This window comes from Paenibacillus sp. J45TS6, assembly GCF_018403285.1.
Classification (GTDB): domain Bacteria; phylum Bacillota; class Bacilli; order Paenibacillales; family Paenibacillaceae; genus Paenibacillus.
In genome coordinates this window covers 24,357-40,993 of record NZ_BOSJ01000021.1, presented here as the reverse complement: position 1 = coordinate 40,993, position 16,637 = coordinate 24,357, and the positions used below count along the sequence as shown (strand labels likewise).

Genomic DNA, 16,637 nt, shown 5'->3' with positions numbered 1-16,637 from the left:
CCCTCTAATTTTAGCGAAGCATCAGGATCACTGCCCCAGCCATAATTAGAGCTGATAACGCAAAAGATGGAATTAACCATCCTGGGGTTGGTTCTGATGAAGCATTCTTAGATCCGCTTCTTACTCTGTAGACATGCTTTTTCCACGAAAAAAAAGCATCTTCTGCATCGTCATAATCACCCTGTATTGCCTTTTGAAGCCAACTCCTATATGGCGCTAGCCGCTCGCTCTTTTGAATGATAGTTAAAAGCGCAGGTCTTCCTCTTAGTTGAGGAAGACTGTTTCCAGTGATCCTTCTTAGTTCTTCTCCCTCCAGAAGATGAATTAGAAGAAGAGCAAAGGAAAACACATCATATTTCTGATCTGCGACACGGCTGCCTGCATTCCAGTACCCTCTATCATACCACTCTGTGAACTGCTTTACACTGCGTCCTACAGGACTCGCTCCTCCATAATCGATGAGCTCCACCTCACCATACGAAGAAACAAGTACATTTTGCGGCTTCAAATCACAGAATATATATCCTAACCGGTGCAGCTCAGCAAGCTTCTTTAAAAGCCTAAGCCCGACAAGCATCGTCCAGTCCGGTCCATTTCTACGGATAAATAAATGAAGCGGCTCACCTCTGACATAAGTCATGACATAAAAAGAAATTTCACTTCCGCCAGCCTGGTAATTATCGACTTCTTTTAAATAGGAAGAGAGTCCGTTACCATCTGCAAGGTGATCCTTCTTCGCTAATGAAGTAAGAACATTAATCTCCGACTGCAAATCAAGCGGATTAAAACCCATCTTGAGCGCATACCGGCCTCCACCCGGTTCACGCTGAACCAAATAAACGATTCCATTCGCTCCCTTGCCCAGCACTCTCTGAATAATATATTTATTATTCTTCCATTTGCCGATAACTACAGTTCCAGGAGTAAGATCAGGATCCAGCGGCATAGTCACCATGCATCCCTTCTTTTTCTCCGTAATCGCGATAATACAGGTCATTCTCGTTTAGTGTACCATAACGATAATAATCAATCACCTTTAATATTGCAGGCCCGGTAGGTGTCGCACCTCTCATATCCAGCTTAGTAAAAACCGATCGAAGTGCGTTCATGTCGCTTGTCCAGTTGATATCAAGTACTGCATTTTCACTGCCTTGTCTCCCGGGAAAATGAAATACAGAGATCTGACTTCTTCCTTCACGCGCTTGAAGGCTGAGCATCAAATCCCGAATTCCTTCTTCAACGGCAGCCAGTTTTGGCTTCATACTAGCACTTGCATCGATAAGTAAAGCAACTTGAAGCGGTGTTGTCTCTGTCAAATGATCCAGCACTTGAACCACCTCTGCGCGCTGATGCAAAGGAAGTTCAGCAATACTGCCCGCACTTTTGCCAAGAATTTGTTTAAGCTCTTTATTAACCGCTAGTTCAATGGTCTGAACCACCGTTTTTCGCGTCATCATCTGCATGGTTTTTGCTAATACAGGTGTACCTACAATCCGGCTTATTCCACCTCCTGCTTTGGCAATCGCTTCAATCTCTTGTCCCCCAAGGTCACCAATGGTTCCATAATCCACCACGCCCACTACATTCACCGTAATGCCTTCCTCCAAGGCATTTGCAGCAGCAAGTACTGGATTTGAACCAACATTAGAGCATCCGTCTGTTATGAGTAAAATTTGCTTCATCTTTCTCATCCCCTTCAGCTTCGAACTTCTTCCTATTATTTCCATAATAGACTAGGTTCAAACGAGGACTTTCCCTCTATAATAAATATCCACCCGTCAACTGACTGTCCTAGGCCGCTCCATCCGATCAATACCCGGTATACGCAATGTGGCCCATTCAGGGTTAAAATGATCCACTTTGCCAACGACAACGGTCATGTCATCATGAATCTTATTTTGCTGATAACGAATGACACGCTCTAATAAGATATCGGCAATTTCTTGTGGATCTTCACTATCCATCTCCTGAATCATTCGTTTCATCCACATTTCTTTATTTACGGCGTACCCTGGTGCATCATATATACCATCTGTCATCATAATGACGATATCCCCTGGGAGCAGCTGCGTAGTGACTAGATCTACCTCTATATCTTTAATAATACCAACAGGAAGATTGCTTGCTGATATCGGGATTACCTCTTCTCCTCTTTTAATAAAGCTGGGAGTAGATCCAATCTTCATAAATGTGGTCTGTGCTGAATACTGATCAATCAACGCCATATCCACAGTCGCAAAAAATTCCTCTGTAGACCTTAGCATCAGTATAGAATTGACTGATTTGATGGCAAGTTTCGCATCCATCCCCGATTGTAGCAGCTGTTCCAGGATACCTAAAGCGGTACTGCTCTCAAGCCTTGCTCGTTCGCCATTTCCCATCCCATCACTAAGTGCGACAACAAAGGTACCATTACCAAGCTCAACTGTGCTGAAGCTGTCACCCGACAGAAGGCCTCCACCCTTGGCTGCTCCAGCTACACCTGTTGTCACTTCATATGTCTTCGCTGATCCGAAAGTTACAGTGGCAAGCCCCTGCTTCGGAAGAGTCGTCGTTTCTTCTACAACCGCAATATGCTCACCAATAATATCAGATAAAAGCGGGGCAATAATTTTTCGGCATTCATCAAACCCTTTCGTATAGGCATGTACAATTTCAATCTCGACTTTACCTGCGTCCAGGTTAATAATGTCGATACTATGGATGGACAGACCAAGCTGCTCCAACGCTGATCTAATCTGTTCCTCCTGCTTGTGCATTACCTTTGTTTCGCGCTGTATTTCCCGTGCCAGGTCCTCCATTACCTGAGACACTCCGGATAATTGTTCTGCTACAAGCATTCTACTGTCGTATATTTGGCGTTTCCATTGCATATTATCTTGGTATAGCCCGTACTGACGCTTCATCACATCAAGTACAGCCCCTGTCTTAGTACAACTTTTTGTCCAGGATGCTGGAATGTCCTTTGCCTGAAAATCTGGATTTTCTTCAATTGAAGTCATCATTTCTGTCATATACTTATAGGTCTGATAGAACTTGCCGTCCCAACACTGCTCTTGTTTAAAGCAGGATGTACAGGTTCCTTCCGCAACTGCATTCATAAAATGTTCCATATCCTGCTGTCCTTGTCCCATCTCATTAACCCCAGACATCTGATCAAAACTCTTAGATAGCTGCTTAAACACTTGTGAAAAACGATTGACCCGCTCGGCAGTCAGATCCCTGATCCGTTTAGCGTATTCATGCTGTGAATAGCTATGATCCTGTGTCCCAGGTACATATTTAGAAATAACTTGTAACATGCTTTTAGGTGTCAGTAAAAAGAGAAGAATTGCAGCACAGCTCTCATATGTCGATGTGATTACATCTCCTGTTCCACCTAAATAGATGGCTAAGATTGAGGATCCAAGCAGCATCCCCAGAGATACACCCAGTTTTTTTCCTTCCTTCATCATTCCGGCCAGCATCCCTGCAAAAGCAAGCAAGCTCATCTGATAGATGGCTGACATATTTGCCAGACTTAAGATCAGTCCCGTAAGTACACCTACTGACGCACCAAGCGGTGCCCCACCTACAATAGCGAAGAGAAGTAACAGATATCTTGATAGTACATTTTCAGCTGATAAATGATAGACCGTAAACCCAACAGCTCCGGTCATGACGGATGCCAGTAAAATAATTAGACACAGGATCTCCTCGCTGCGGAGGTTTACATTCTTTTTCCGATAAGTAAAGATCGGTATCGCCTGTATGAACACCATGGTTAGTACAAAGCTCAGCACCGCATCGATGGTCATCATTAGGACCGCGTACCATGTGAATGAGGGTCCGATCAGGACGGTAAACAAATTCACCATAAAAGCCGAGGTAAAAACCATGACAGGCGCATAAGATAATTCGGTTTTTCCAAAAGAGGAGAGTCCTTTGTACAGCAGATAAAAGATCCCTAGTTCGGCAGCGATGATGAAGAAGGTTGGATAAGGCGAGAAAAAACTGCCAGCGAGAATTGCGGCTCCCACGGGAATTAAGAAATCCCTTCTCAAGAATAAAATAACGGCAAAATAGGCTATGGCAAATGGTGAGAGCTCGTCTAATATCATAGCCTTTCCTAGCAAAAAACCCATCACCGTCAGCAGGATCATCCATTTCTTCTCGGATATGATCTGTACGGCTCGCAAGGATCCTATCCATGTCTTCATTCTCATGCTTACATCGGCACGCAGCTCTTTTCCCCGTTTACCAGCTTTGATTCCTGGAAAAGGTATTACATTCCACTTGTCCATGTTTTGCTTCGCTCCCCAACGTTTGATTTGATGTTTCCCATTATAGTCAGCTTGTTCTGTGAAAGTTTGTCAGAAACTAAGATGTCACAAAAAGAAATTTCCGACAAAAATAGGGGTCTGCGAAATAACAGAGTTACGAATTAAAAGGACAGCCCATATAGGCTTAAAGAGAGTTATGACAATTTCAGCACTTGCCAAGTCATCCTCTTCTTACTCATAAAATTCTAGCGATATGGAATGAGAATACTGGAACTAGCTTGAAACATGTCGGACGATTCTTGAGATGCGACAAAAAAAACCGCAGACTCTAAAGTCTGCGGTTCTCTCTATTCACGTACTTATATATGCAAGATCAGGTTGGTGACTTACACGCGTTTTGCGCCGCGACCTCCGCGTTTACCTTCGGTGTTCTTCTTCAACGACGAAATCCGCTCTTCACTGTCTTTCAGAAAGCGTGACACTTTATCCTCAAATGAAGGCTTGCCAAACGAAGGCTTGCCGGCAGAAGGTTTGTAAGGACGCCCTCCCCGTTCACGATTGTTATAGCTACCGCCGCCACTGTTACCAGCGCCGCCGCTAAATCGTTCTCTATCTCCTCCGGTACGTTCCGGTCTTGGTGTTCTTGGTGGACGAGCTTGCTGTTGTACTTCACCTGCTGGACGGTCAACCGCCTGCTTGATTGAAAGTCCAATTTTTCCGTCCTTGTCAACATTGATAACCTTAACAGTTACCGTATCATTAACTTTCAAATGATCGTTGACGTCTTTGACATAATTGTCAGCGATTTCCGAGATGTGAACGAGACCCGTGACACCTCCAGACAGATCCACGAATGCTCCGAAATGCGTGATGCCTGTCACTTTGCCCTCTAATTTGGTGCCCACTTCAATTGCCATAGAATAAAATGATCCTCCCTTAAAAATATACAACCCGATTTTTAAATCTGTTGCGGTAAATTAATTATACCTTATGGATTAAACCAAGGTCAACTGAACGAACGCCTGTTAACGCGCCTAATTCCGGTTAAATTTGAACATAATTCCAGTAAGAAAACAGAATTCAAGTTCTGTTGCTATATTATTCATCAACTGGGTAGATTGGTGTCTCCCCAGGTAAATACATTCCATATTTTTTTCGTGCAATTTGCCCAATATATTCAGGATCTTGAAGTCGGCTTACTTCCTGCTTAAGCTCTTCAAGTGCTTGATCTGTTTCTGTCTGTGTCGCCTTGATCTCCTGCAGCTTGGCACTCTTGTCCGCCATTTGAGTAGACTGATTAAAGAATGTGTATCCTGCCCATCCTGTGAAACAGATCATAAAGGCAAGCCATAGCATGATTCGCCTCCGAGCTCCTGTTACTTTGGTTTTCTGAGGTCCAGCTTGTTTTGAATTTTGAACACTGCGCCCAGACGATGATTTCATACGCGTACCTCCTTCATGATTAGGTAGGAATTTGAGCTAACCAGCCCATTTTGTGAATAAGATCAGAACCAGTAGTTCCACCATTCTTTAACCCGATTGAACATACGTGCTATCCAGCTTGGAGTCTGCCATTTACTGATCAAGGGTCTTATCGGCAAATAAAGAAGTTTAAGAAACGGTCTAATTATGTAATAAACCATTCTGATCAGAAAAAGGAGAATCGCTATAACAAAACCAAACAAAATCCGTAATAGCCGAAGTATCCCTTTTATAGGAATGACTAAGATGATGTAAAGCGCACGGTAAATTATATAACAGATCTGCTTTATAATTCCAATTAACATTACCACAAATTTTTGAGTCAAAACACTTAAAACCAAAAAATAGACCCAAACCCCTAAAAAAAGCCCCAAAAAGACATAAAATCGTAACTCCCCATGGTTACTGGCATACAGCATGTTAAATACAAACACGGCTGCTGCGATCCAATATACCAAATCGATTGTATGGATACTCCATCTCGGAAACCGGAACGAGAGAGACAGGACCCGGTAACTGTCATAGACCATTCCCAGTGCCGCTCCGGAGAAGAGCATCCATCCTAATGTGATCCACTGAATTTCTGGATTCATTTGAACAACTTGCCGAGAATTCCTTTTCCGGATTTGGAACTTGAACCGGGATCTAAATAGGCGAGAAAACTTACATGACCTTCAATCGATAAGAGTCCCTCTTCAAGACTGAGGTTTTTGATATGTAAATTTTGCCCTCTAATGGTTAGGTGACCGAGCTCTGTCTTGAGTAAGAATTCCTCATTATCGAAACTCTCAACATTCAAAACACCTGTAATATCAAGTTGCTTCCGGTTCTGCATGGTTAAACTGTGCTGTTTCGGTTTCACATGGTCTATCATGGCATGTACCCCTCCCTTCTTACACCTAGCTTATGGGAGGTTAAGAAGGATTAGAACAGTAGCAGAAGGAAATTAAAAAAGCGTGCTTCTCCCTCATAATCAGGATTAGCACGCTTGTTACTGTAAAACAAAGGTTAACTTAAAAAGTCCAACCCGTTATCTCTGGCAATAGGCTCTTCTTTCACCACGGTGAATAGACTCGAAGCCTCTTCTTTACGCGTGCTTTCTGCCAAACGCTCTACTCGAACGGTTACAAGTTTCTGTCCGAACTGTACGGTAATTTCATCACCGACTTTGACAGCACTACTTGGCTTCGCCTCTCGTCCATTGATCAGGACTCTCCCCTGTTCGGAGACATCCTTAGCCACCGTACGGCGTTTAATCAGTCTCGAAACTTTAAGGAATTTATCTACTCTCATTATTTTACAGCTTCTTTAAGTTTATTTCCTGCCTTAAATGCAGGAACATTAGATTCTGGAATTTCAATTGTGTTTCCTGTTTGCGGGTTACGTCCTGTACGTCCGGAACGTCTGCGAGTTTCGAAAGTGCCAAAGCCAATGAGTTGTACTTTGTCGCCATTTGCAAGGGCATCTGTAATTTCACCAAGGAAACCATTAAGAACCGCTTCTACGTCTTTTTTCGTAAGTCCACTTTTTTCTGAAATATTGTTTACCAAATCTGTTTTATTCATTGTTAAAGGCCTCCCAAATTAAAGAAAATACGACGTGCACTTCCTGCGTAAAAACGCTTCTTAGTATCACGTGCCGTTACTACACTTCTATTCTTGCTAAGTCACTAAAAATCCTGCTGCAATGCGTCTTTTTTTAATGTGACACACGCAGTGGTTTCAAGTTTGGTAAAGAATACGACATTTTAGGTGTCGTTGTCAAACCAAGCCCAGCTTAATTCATGGCAGTAGTTCTCGTATTATTCAAATACCCGCTATTTATGACTTTCAATCCGATTTCGAGCGTTAGTAATCTTTCAGTTCCTGCTTTGCTTCTTGCCAGCATGCTTCCATCTCTTCAAGCGTGCTGTCTTCGATGGTCTTTCCTTGCTCGGCAAGACGAGACTCGATGTACTTAAATCTACGGGTAAATTTACGGTTTGTAGCAGCTAGCGCTTCCTCTGGATCGACTCCAATAAACCTCGAGATGTTAGCAGTAGCGAATAAAACATCACCGAGTTCCAGCATCTGCTCTTCTGCAGCATAATTCAACTTAATTGCCTCTTTTAGCTCGCTAAGCTCTTCCTCAACCTTAATAAACACGTCTTCTACCCGATCCCAGTCAAAACCGACTTTCGATGCTTTCTTTTGAAGCTTGTAAGCTTTCATTAACGCTGGAAGATCTCTAGGAACACCATCAAGTATAGAGGTTCCCTCTTTTGCTTGTCCTTTGAGCTTCTTCTCTTCTGCTTTCATCGCTTCCCAGTTGGCTAGCGCTTCTCCAGCATCTTCTGCCTTGTTGTCTCCGAAAACATGCGGGTGTCTAAAAATGAGCTTGTCATTCAGACCTTGAATGACGTCATAGACATCAAATGTACCCAGCTCTTCTTCCATCTGAGAGTGCAGCATAATTTGAAGCAGCAAGTCGCCGAGCTCTTCTTTCATATGATCTGGATCATCATCATCAATTGTCTCCAGGACTTCATACGTTTCCTCAATTAGATTCTTGCGGATGGAAGCATGGGTCTGTTCACGGTCCCAAGGACATCCTTCCGGGCTTCGCAGAATTTCAACAATTTCATGAAGACGGCCAAACGTACGTCTGGTGAGCTGCTCATTGTCACTTTTTGGTATATAAATAAGTGATAAATTGCCGTATCCTTCTACGCGATCCAGTTCATATAGCTCGACTTCCTGAATAACCTCCTGTCCTTCAATACCGAGTGCATGTCCAACAATGATCTTCGTGTCATCTGGATACACCTCCATCAGACTTAGCTTAACGTCAGATGCAGTGAATACATCATACACTTGTCCAATGACCGTATGTAGCTTAGGCTGTAGCAATTCGCGGTCAATAACACCCGCATCAAGTAATTGAAATCCTTCGATAGGATCAAATCCAAGTCGTATAAATGCCTCATCCAGGAAGCTTTCTCCCCCGAGTATAGAGAGAGGAATTCCCTGTTCAGCGCAGCGCTCTTTTAGAAGTCCTACCGTTGCCTCTGCTACCATAGGATGTCCGGGTACAGCATACACGATCTCTTCACCCACTGTGCCTTGCTTCGCAAGCTGAATAAGCTCGTTTGCAATACTATCATATACTTCTGGGAAAGAACTTTTTGCCTCATATATACTATCGAACGAAGTCAACGATAAATGAAGATTTTCTAAATCTTTGCATACCGGATGATCAAGCGTCCGAACATAGATCCTGCTCGCTTTTTGTAACCTTTTCAAAATGCCTAAAGTCAGTTGATCTTCCCCGCCTGAACCTAGACCAACCACTGTGATTGCTGTGCTCATGTGACCCCTCCAAATAAATGGCTTCTAAATAAACCTTGTTAACTGTAACTATATCATGCTTTTACATCAAGCCAAAAATAGAGCACTCATTGTTTATGCTTATATTAATCTTAATTTGTGAAACAGCTTCATCAGCTTCTCTCCCTTAGGAAGCATAGTGATCTCTTCTGCTGTTATCCATTTTGTGCGGATTGTACCAATCATGAATATGATTACGCCAGCAGTAATACCGAGTAGGCTTTGCACAAGCGCAGTTATTCGGTTGCCTGAACCCATTCCCAAAGCACCAATTATAACCTCGGTGCCCCATGCCACCCCGGCCGCCGTCAGCGACATAGCAGCGATAATGAGGAATGGTTTTAATAAGCCAGCAGTCAAGGATACTCGCAGCCTCAGTATACGAGAAAGCAGCAATACGTTTAACAAAGCGGCCAGCGCATAACCTGCTGCCGAGGACCAAGCTGCTCCATTGATACCTAAATACGGCACTAGCAGCTCATTTAGCAGTGTTTTGACACCCGCGGCAGTCAGCATAATAAGGGCCGGTGCTTTAACTGCACCATACCCTTGAAGTAAGGCTGCAGCAATGACGCTGACTGCGCTTCCGGCAGCAGTGAGTGCCAATATACGCATCGTACTTGTTCCTTCGGTCGTGATATAAAGCATCTGGTTGATGGGTCCAGCCAGCACCGCCATACCCGCAGCAGCAGCCAGACCAATGAGCCAAAACCACTTGAGGGCAAGACTGCTTTGCCTATGGATTGTATTTTGATCACTTCGCACCTTCGCTTCAGCAATAGCAGGGATGAATAACACCGACAATGTCGTAGCTAGCATGGTCACTAACTGTACAAGCGGAATCCCCCGATTATAGATGCCAAAAAGTCTCATCGTTTCTATATCAGCCATCCCTTCCTGCTTTAGCAGGCGTGGAACAGTGAAAGTATCAACCATATTCATTAATGGGACGACAACCGAACCAAGTGCAACGGGAATAGCATAACGGAGCACACTAATCAGAAGAGAAGATATAGACTTTCGATCTGATTTCAGACCCTTCTCACTAGTAAGCACATTTTCTTCGAGACGCAGCTGCTCAGCATGAACAACTCTCCTCTTTCCCCTTCTTAACCAGAAAAACCACATGAAGAGCAGTGCGGCGGCTCCACCCAGGGCAGAGCCTAACATGGCCCCTGCTGCAATCGTTTCTGCTGATGCCCCTCGTTCAATCAGTATAAATAACAATACAAGCATGACGGTTACACGTACGGTCTGCTCTGTGATTTGAGAAACAGCCGTAGGCATCATATCCTGCAGGCCCTGAAAGTATCCCCTAAGGCCTGTCATGACAGGCACAAATAAAAATGCCAGGGAAGCAGTACGAATGGAGAGAACTACCTCTTCATTATCAATGAAATGGCTAATCTGCGGAGCAAATTGATACATGAGCAGGCTAAGCAGTCCTCCAAGTACCGCTAAGAGCACAGAAGTAACTTTAAGAACACGCTCACCTTCAGTTTGGTCACCCCTAGCGTTGGCTTCAGCAACCAGCTTGGATACTGCTATAGGGAATCCAGCTGTCGCTAGTGTAATGAACATCATATAAAGAGGATAAACCGTATTATAAATACCAAATACACTGTCACCCGCTATATTTTGCAGAGGGATCTTCTGCAGTGTTCCAATCAATTTTGATAATAGTGCAGCTACGCTGAGTATAAATGCTCCCTGAAGCATTTTTGTACTGGTTTCCATTGATTTCATATAGGCTTACCTACTTCTTCTATAGGGTAGGACGCTATGTTCCTTTACAATACGAAACCTATTATACCTCTTTATGTAAAAGCAAAAAACTCCTGCCCTCTTACAGGCGGGAGTTTATTGTTCTTTACTGCTCCATTTGCTTGCCAAGGAATGCAGCTGCGGTTTCAGACATTTTCACTTCAAGTTGAGACATTTTTGTTGATTCATCTTTGCTGTACAATATCACGGCACCGATAGGATCTCCTCCAGATATAATCGGTGCTACAACAAAGGATGATAAAGTTTCATTATGATCTTTAGCTATTTCATAAGATCCACTGCTGTTCTCAAGCAAAGTTTTACGGTTATCCATGGAGTGCTCAACCAAATTTCCGATTTGCTTCTCCAGGTATTCTTTTTTAGATCCGCCAGCTACCGTAATAATCGTATCACGGTCAGTGATGAGCGTTACATGTCCTGTACTTTCAAACAAGGATTCCGCATATTCCTTTGCAAAATCACCCAATTCACCAATAGGTGAATACTTTTTCAGAATAACCTCGCCATCCCGATCCACAAAAATTTCAAGTGGATCACCTTCACGAATGCGTAAAGTACGACGAATTTCTTTGGGAATTACGACACGACCGAGGTCATCAATACGGCGGACGATACCAGTAGCTTTCATTTACATGTTGCCCCACTTTCTCGAGAAGATTTTTCAACTACTGTCCTTTTATAACGGAGGGATTAAGGTAGTTAGTTTAGTGTGATATCTAGACCATAGTATTCATCTGTTCCCATTTCCTTATACATGGACCTTATAATATCGTTCAATAAACCTACTTAAAATTTGTCTGTATATAAAGAAAAAACCTTCCTAGAAGGTTTCGTTATACCAAAAAGACGCGGTTACCCGCGTCTAATGGATTACGTTCTATGCTATCCTGCTTGTCCGACCTGATTATTTACTGTCGGTTGTTGGTTCTGTACTTTCAGTACCTGCATCGGTTCCTTCGGTATCTGTTGTTCCTTTGTCCGTACCTTCAGTTCCTGTTTCAGTTCCTTCTGTACCTTCAGTCTCTGTACCTTCGGTACCTGTTCCCTCAGTATCGGTTCCTTCTGTTTCAGCTGCAGGATTTGCAGGAAGCTTGATTTCACCTTTCATAATTCCATCAAGCTCTTTTTCCATGAAGGTTTGGATTTGTGTATTTACGATGGTATTAGCAAGTGTATCTTTTTGTTCTTGTGTTAATTCTTCAAAGGTTGGTTCTGTACGTTTCTCTACCTTGATAATGTGATATCCATAATCTGTTTCGACAGGATCGCTGATCTTGTTGATTTCTAAAGTTTTAGCCGCCTCTTTGAAAGCTTCTACCCAAGATACAATAGGAGTATCTTCATACAAACCGCCATTTTCAACAGAACCTGGATCCTCGGAGTATTCTTTCACTACAGCAGCAAAATCTTCTCCTTTATCCAGTTTTGCTTTTGCTTCTTTTGCGATTTTCAGTGCTTCACCTTCTGCACGCTCTTCTTGTGTTTCAGGATCTTGGAAGCTGATCAGGACGTGACGAACGGTAGCTGTAATAAATTGCTCAGGGCTAGCGTCATATTGTGCTTTCAATTCTTCTTCCGTTACTTTTGGTGATTTATCCTTAACAATGGTCAAAACACGAGCCATATAATTTTTGATATCTGCTTCAGTAAGATCATAATTTTCGAGCATTGCTTTCCACTGCTCATCTCCAACTTGTTCTTTCATCTGAGCAAGCTGATTGTCTGCTTCTTCTTCTCCTTGTTTCTTGGATTCGTCAGAAGCTTGATTGCTCAAATACTCATAAGTCACTTGCTGCTCAACTAGATATTCACGGAACTCATCCATTTCCATGAGCTGTGCGTACTGAGGACTCATAAATTTCATGATTTTCATCTCAGTATTAAATTCATTTTCTGTAATTTCACCGCCATCATATTTAACGATGATCGCACTATTATCGTCGCTTGCCGCATTTTGATCATCGCCATTTCCACAAGCAGCCAGAAGAGATATCGATAATACGCCGACCATTGTCACCGCAATCGTCTTCCAGGATTTTTTATTACTTCGCAACATCTTGAAGTTCCCCCTTTGATTTAAAAGCATCCTTCATGGCTGCAAGGAATTTCTCTAGCAATTGAAGAAGCTCCAAATCGCTGAGTCCTTTACCTTTTACATGAATAGACATACTTTGTCCTTGTTCAAATTGTACACGTCTTTCAAACTGATTTCCAATCTGAATAAGTTTTGCTCCATTTACAGCTTTTTCTTGACCCTCATAGAATTTCAGAGTTATGTCATCTCCACGCTGTACGATCGACTCAATACCATAGGTTTTACCATAGATTTTAAGTCTCGCCACAGTGAGCAAGTTCGTAACTGCCTCCGGTAAATCACCAAAACGATCCACCAGTTCATCTTCCAGTTCCATCGTATCATCAAAGGAAGCAAGAACAGCCACTTTTTTATAAATTTCAATTTTTTGAATGCTATCATAGATATAATCTGACGGCAAGTAAGCATCGATCCCTAGATCAATCGCTGTTGTCCAGCTGGACTCTTGTGGAGCTTCCTCACCAAGCATTGTTACTTTACGTTTATTAATTTCTTCTGCGAGCATCTGTGAGTAGAGATCAAAACCGACAGAGGCGATAAACCCGTGCTGTTCTGCTCCAAGCAAATTTCCAGCACCCCGAATCGTTAGATCCCGCATTGCAATTTTGAAACCGGAGCCAAGTTCTGTAAACTCCTTGATGGATTGAAGCCTTTTTTCCGCTACTTCTGTCAGCACTTTATCCCTTTGATACGTAAAATAGGCATACGCAATTCGGTTGGAACGTCCAACTCGTCCGCGCAGCTGATAGAGCTGAGAAAGACCCATCTTATCGGCATCATGTACGATCAAAGTATTCACGTTCGGGATATCAACCCCAGTTTCAATAATACTGGTGCTGACAAGCACATCAAACTCCCCATCCAGAAAATCAAGAATGGTCTTCTCAAGTTCGGACTCTGTCATCTGTCCATGCCCAACACCGACTCTTGCCCCAGGGACAAGATCTGAAATTTCTGCAGCCATCTCCTGAATTCCCTGAACACGGTTATACAGGTAGTACACTTGCCCGCCTCTTGCCAGTTCCCGCTCTATCGCTTCCCGAACTAAGGTCTGACTGTGCTCAACAACATAGGTCTGCACAGGGAAACGATTTTCTGGAGGCGTTTCGATAACCGACAAATCACGTACACCCAGCATAGACATATGAAGGGTTCGAGGAATTGGTGTTGCAGTCAGTGTTAATACGTCCACATTCGTCTTCAGCTTCTTGAGTTTTTCTTTATGAGTAACCCCGAAACGTTGTTCCTCATCCACAATCAGCAACCCCAGATCTTTAAAGACAAGATCTTGAGATAATAAACGATGCGTACCAATTACAATATCAATAGTTCCTTCCTTGATTCCCTTCGTTGTCTCATTCTGTTCCTTACGAGTACGGAAACGGCTCAGAACGCTCACATTAAATGGATATCCAGAAAAACGCTCACGGAATGTTTCATAATGTTGCTGTGCAAGAATCGTTGTAGGAACAAGTACTGCGACTTGTTTCCCTTCGATTGCTGCTTTGAATGCAGCTCGGATCGCGACTTCGGTTTTGCCGTATCCCACATCCCCGCATAATAATCGATCCATAGGACGACTTTGTTCCATGTCTTTCTTAATTTCTTCAATTGCTCTTTCCTGATCCCGTGTTTCATCATAAGGGAATAAATCTTCAAATTCCTGCTGTTCTGCCGTATCTTTTTCAAAAGCATAACCTGGTGAAGATTGACGAGCTGCATACAGTTTGATCAAATCATCCGCTATATCCTGAACAGAACTCCGAACCTTATTCTTAACACGTGTCCAGTCATTGCCGCCAAGTTTATAGATTTTCGGCTCTTTCTCTTCTGATCCCACATACTTCTGGATGAGGTCAATCTGTTCAATAGGAACAGACAGCTTATCTCCGCCAGCATATAGAATATGCATGTAATCCTTATGGATCCCAGCGACCTCTAATGTGCCGATCCCCATATACTTACCGATACCGTGGTTCTGATGGACAACATAATCCCCAACCTTAAGTTCACTGTAACTCTTAATACGTTCTGCATTATCTACATTGCGAATAGGTTTGCGAACTTTACGTTGTTTTTGGGAGAACATCTCGCCTTCCGTAATCACTGCTAAATGAATCGAAGGCATCTCGAAACCACTCTGTAAACTACCAATCATCATGGTCGGTTCATGTATATCGTAATCCTGTAATACGCGGCGCATCCGATCCAGCCGTTCTTCGCTGCTTGCCAGCATAAAAACCTGTACACCTGCTTTTTGCCAGCGTTCCATTTCCGCTTTAAGCACATTCATCTGACCATGGAAGTCCTGCATACTGCGGCTGACCATGTTCAGAATGTTCTGAGGTAATGTATGTGGAACCTGTCTTAGGAAAACAGAAATAAATAACGTCTGGAATGGACGTTTATATAAAACTTCTTCATGATCAAGAGAAAGAGTAAGCTGTGGCAACGTTTTCCCATTTTGAAGCAAATGCATACTCCACTCGGACTCATCCCGCTCAAGTTGTTTTCCCGTTTCCAGAAGCCTTGCCGGCTCGTCGAAAATCAGGACCGTATCCTGCGGCATAAAGTCATAAATGGTTTGTTTCTCAGGGTATAACTCTGTGACATATTTATATATTTCAGGAAAATACACATGCTCACGCAGCAGTTCAATCTCACGATGGATTTCATCCCGCAGACGAAGTTTCGCTTGCCGATCTGTTGTCTTTTCTAATTGCTCCTCAAGCAAAATGGCCGCTCGATCTGCGGCTTGCTTCATTTTAGCTTCGTTTGCAATTAATTCCTTGCAGGGTGTAATGACAACCTGATTCGTCTTTTCTATAGAACGCTGATCTATCGGATCAAAGGTACGAATCGAATCAATCTCATCGTCAAATAACTCCACACGATAAGCAAGCCCAGAAGTCACAGGGAAGAAGTCAATGATACCTCCACGGACGCTCATCTCTCCTTGTGTTTCTACGCGTTCTACACGTTCATATCCTAGCTCGACCATACCTCGAAGGAAGGACTCCAGCTCAAGCGTTCCGCCCTGCTGTAATGTAATTTCCGCATTTGCAATAATCTCAGGAGAAGGTAAATACCGACGGGCCCCCGATAAAGGAATAACTACGATACCACGGAATCCTTTAGCACACTTGAGGAGTACATCTATACGCTGTGCAAGGGTTTCCGGACTGGATATGGCTGCCTCAGCAGCAATCAACTCGTTTGCAGGGTATAAAAGGACTTGATCAGCAGAAAGCGCTTCCTGCAAATCATCTGCCACTTTTTGTGCCGCAAACATATTATGTGTCACAACGAGCATTGGTCGATCTAATTGCTTGTGTAAGGCAGCTATCATGATTTGACGAGCCGACCCAGTCAAACCGGAGATCAACTGCTCCTTCATTCCCGACGTAACGCCGGAAGCAATCGATTCAAAATCAGAATCTTTGGAATAGGCATCAATAAGTGCTTGTAGCAAAAGGGGCACCTCTCTTATCACTTTCTAATCTATCTGCTATTTATAAAAGATAGTCAGCATTGTAATTGTAAACTTTTGGGTACTGGTTATCTCATCATAATCCTTTTTTTCTGGCCTTACCATAGGTAAAGTCAGAACATACGGCTTATTTACTACTCTGTAACTGAAAAAAAAGC

Annotated in this window: 14 protein-coding genes; all 14 read right to left on the bottom strand. The window is 43.1% G+C overall.

Annotation, left to right across the window (positions count from 1 at the left end):
- Nucleotides 1-10 precede the first annotated feature (10 nt).
- The gene (locus KJS58_RS21610; protein WP_374705845.1) at nucleotides 11-952 is read right to left on the bottom strand and encodes a serine/threonine protein kinase; all 942 of its coding nucleotides are present in this window, start codon (nucleotides 950-952) and stop codon (nucleotides 11-13) included.
- Nucleotides 930-1,682, bottom strand: a complete 753-nt coding sequence (locus tag KJS58_RS21605) for a vWA domain-containing protein (protein WP_213535555.1) — start codon at nucleotides 1,680-1,682, stop codon at nucleotides 930-932. Before KJS58_RS21605 ends, KJS58_RS21610 begins: the two co-directional genes overlap by 23 nt.
- Nucleotides 1,683-1,778: 96 nt before the next feature.
- Entirely contained in the window at nucleotides 1,779-4,283 is a 2,505-nt protein-coding gene (gene spoIIE / locus KJS58_RS21600) for a stage II sporulation protein E (RefSeq protein ID WP_213535554.1), read from the bottom strand.
- 365 nt (nucleotides 4,284-4,648) lie between these two features.
- Nucleotides 4,649-5,179, bottom strand: coding sequence for a S1 domain-containing RNA-binding protein (locus KJS58_RS21595; protein ID WP_160036664.1), 531 nt, complete (start codon nucleotides 5,177-5,179; stop codon nucleotides 4,649-4,651).
- 181 nt (nucleotides 5,180-5,360) lie between these two features.
- Nucleotides 5,361-5,705, bottom strand: a complete 345-nt coding sequence (locus KJS58_RS21590) for an FtsB family cell division protein (RefSeq protein ID WP_213535553.1) — start codon at nucleotides 5,703-5,705, stop codon at nucleotides 5,361-5,363.
- Between the two features lie 62 nt (nucleotides 5,706-5,767).
- The gene (gene yabQ, locus KJS58_RS21585; RefSeq protein ID WP_213535552.1) at nucleotides 5,768-6,337 is read right to left on the bottom strand and encodes a spore cortex biosynthesis protein YabQ; all 570 of its coding nucleotides are present in this window, start codon (nucleotides 6,335-6,337) and stop codon (nucleotides 5,768-5,770) included.
- Nucleotides 6,334-6,618 (bottom strand): sporulation protein YabP, encoded by a 285-nt coding sequence (gene yabP / locus KJS58_RS21580; RefSeq protein WP_191804404.1) that lies wholly within the window; start codon nucleotides 6,616-6,618, stop codon nucleotides 6,334-6,336. The genes yabQ and yabP overlap by 4 nt, the downstream gene beginning before the upstream one ends.
- A 134-nt stretch (nucleotides 6,619-6,752) precedes the next feature.
- Nucleotides 6,753-7,037, bottom strand: a complete 285-nt coding sequence (locus KJS58_RS21575; protein WP_160036668.1) for an RNA-binding S4 domain-containing protein — start codon at nucleotides 7,035-7,037, stop codon at nucleotides 6,753-6,755.
- A complete protein-coding gene (locus KJS58_RS21570; protein WP_160036669.1) occupies nucleotides 7,037-7,309 on the bottom strand; it encodes an HU family DNA-binding protein in 273 nt (90 codons plus the stop codon). Before KJS58_RS21570 ends, KJS58_RS21575 begins: the two co-directional genes overlap by 1 nt.
- A gap of 282 nt (nucleotides 7,310-7,591) precedes the next feature.
- On the bottom strand, nucleotides 7,592-9,091 hold the full coding sequence (yabN, locus tag KJS58_RS21565) for a bifunctional methyltransferase/pyrophosphohydrolase YabN (protein WP_213535551.1): 1,500 nt from the start codon (nucleotides 9,089-9,091) through the stop codon (nucleotides 7,592-7,594).
- Nucleotides 9,092-9,190: 99 nt separating this feature from the next.
- Nucleotides 9,191-10,855 carry a putative polysaccharide biosynthesis protein gene (locus KJS58_RS21560; protein ID WP_213535550.1) on the bottom strand — a complete coding sequence of 555 codons (1,665 nt, stop codon included), beginning with the start codon at nucleotides 10,853-10,855 and terminating at the stop codon, nucleotides 9,191-9,193.
- 124 nt (nucleotides 10,856-10,979) lie between these two features.
- A complete protein-coding gene (gene spoVT, locus KJS58_RS21555; RefSeq protein WP_213535548.1) occupies nucleotides 10,980-11,522 on the bottom strand; it encodes a stage V sporulation protein T in 543 nt (180 codons plus the stop codon).
- Between the two features lie 276 nt (nucleotides 11,523-11,798).
- Nucleotides 11,799-12,950 (bottom strand): peptidylprolyl isomerase, encoded by a 1,152-nt coding sequence (locus KJS58_RS21550; RefSeq protein WP_213535547.1) that lies wholly within the window; start codon nucleotides 12,948-12,950, stop codon nucleotides 11,799-11,801.
- Nucleotides 12,937-16,461 (bottom strand): transcription-repair coupling factor, encoded by a 3,525-nt coding sequence (gene mfd, locus KJS58_RS21545; RefSeq protein ID WP_213535546.1) that lies wholly within the window; start codon nucleotides 16,459-16,461, stop codon nucleotides 12,937-12,939. The genes KJS58_RS21550 and mfd overlap by 14 nt, the downstream gene beginning before the upstream one ends.
- Nucleotides 16,462-16,637 lie beyond the last annotated feature (176 nt).

Bases quoted from the DNA above. Each gene is read 5' to 3' on its own strand.
- KJS58_RS21605 (WP_213535555.1), bottom strand. From the start codon at position 1,682: ATGAAGCAAATTTTACTCATAACAGACGGATGCTCTAATGTTGGTTCA.
- spoIIE (WP_213535554.1), bottom strand. From the start codon at position 4,283: ATGGACAAGTGGAATGTAATACCTTTTCCAGGAATCAAAGCTGGTAAA.
- KJS58_RS21595 (WP_160036664.1), bottom strand. From the start codon at position 5,179: ATGGCAATTGAAGTGGGCACCAAATTAGAGGGCAAAGTGACAGGCATC.
- KJS58_RS21590 (WP_213535553.1), bottom strand. From the start codon at position 5,705: ATGAAATCATCGTCTGGGCGCAGTGTTCAAAATTCAAAACAAGCTGGA.
- yabQ (WP_213535552.1), bottom strand. From the start codon at position 6,337: ATGAATCCAGAAATTCAGTGGATCACATTAGGATGGATGCTCTTCTCC.
- yabP (WP_191804404.1), bottom strand. From the start codon at position 6,618: ATGATAGACCATGTGAAACCGAAACAGCACAGTTTAACCATGCAGAAC.
- KJS58_RS21575 (WP_160036668.1), bottom strand. From the start codon at position 7,037: ATGAGAGTAGATAAATTCCTTAAAGTTTCGAGACTGATTAAACGCCGT.
- KJS58_RS21570 (WP_160036669.1), bottom strand. From the start codon at position 7,309: ATGAATAAAACAGATTTGGTAAACAATATTTCAGAAAAAAGTGGACTT.
- yabN (WP_213535551.1), bottom strand. From the start codon at position 9,091: ATGAGCACAGCAATCACAGTGGTTGGTCTAGGTTCAGGCGGGGAAGAT.
- KJS58_RS21560 (WP_213535550.1), bottom strand. From the start codon at position 10,855: ATGAAATCAATGGAAACCAGTACAAAAATGCTTCAGGGAGCATTTATA.
- spoVT (WP_213535548.1), bottom strand. From the start codon at position 11,522: ATGAAAGCTACTGGTATCGTCCGCCGTATTGATGACCTCGGTCGTGTC.
- KJS58_RS21550 (WP_213535547.1), bottom strand. From the start codon at position 12,950: ATGTTGCGAAGTAATAAAAAATCCTGGAAGACGATTGCGGTGACAATG.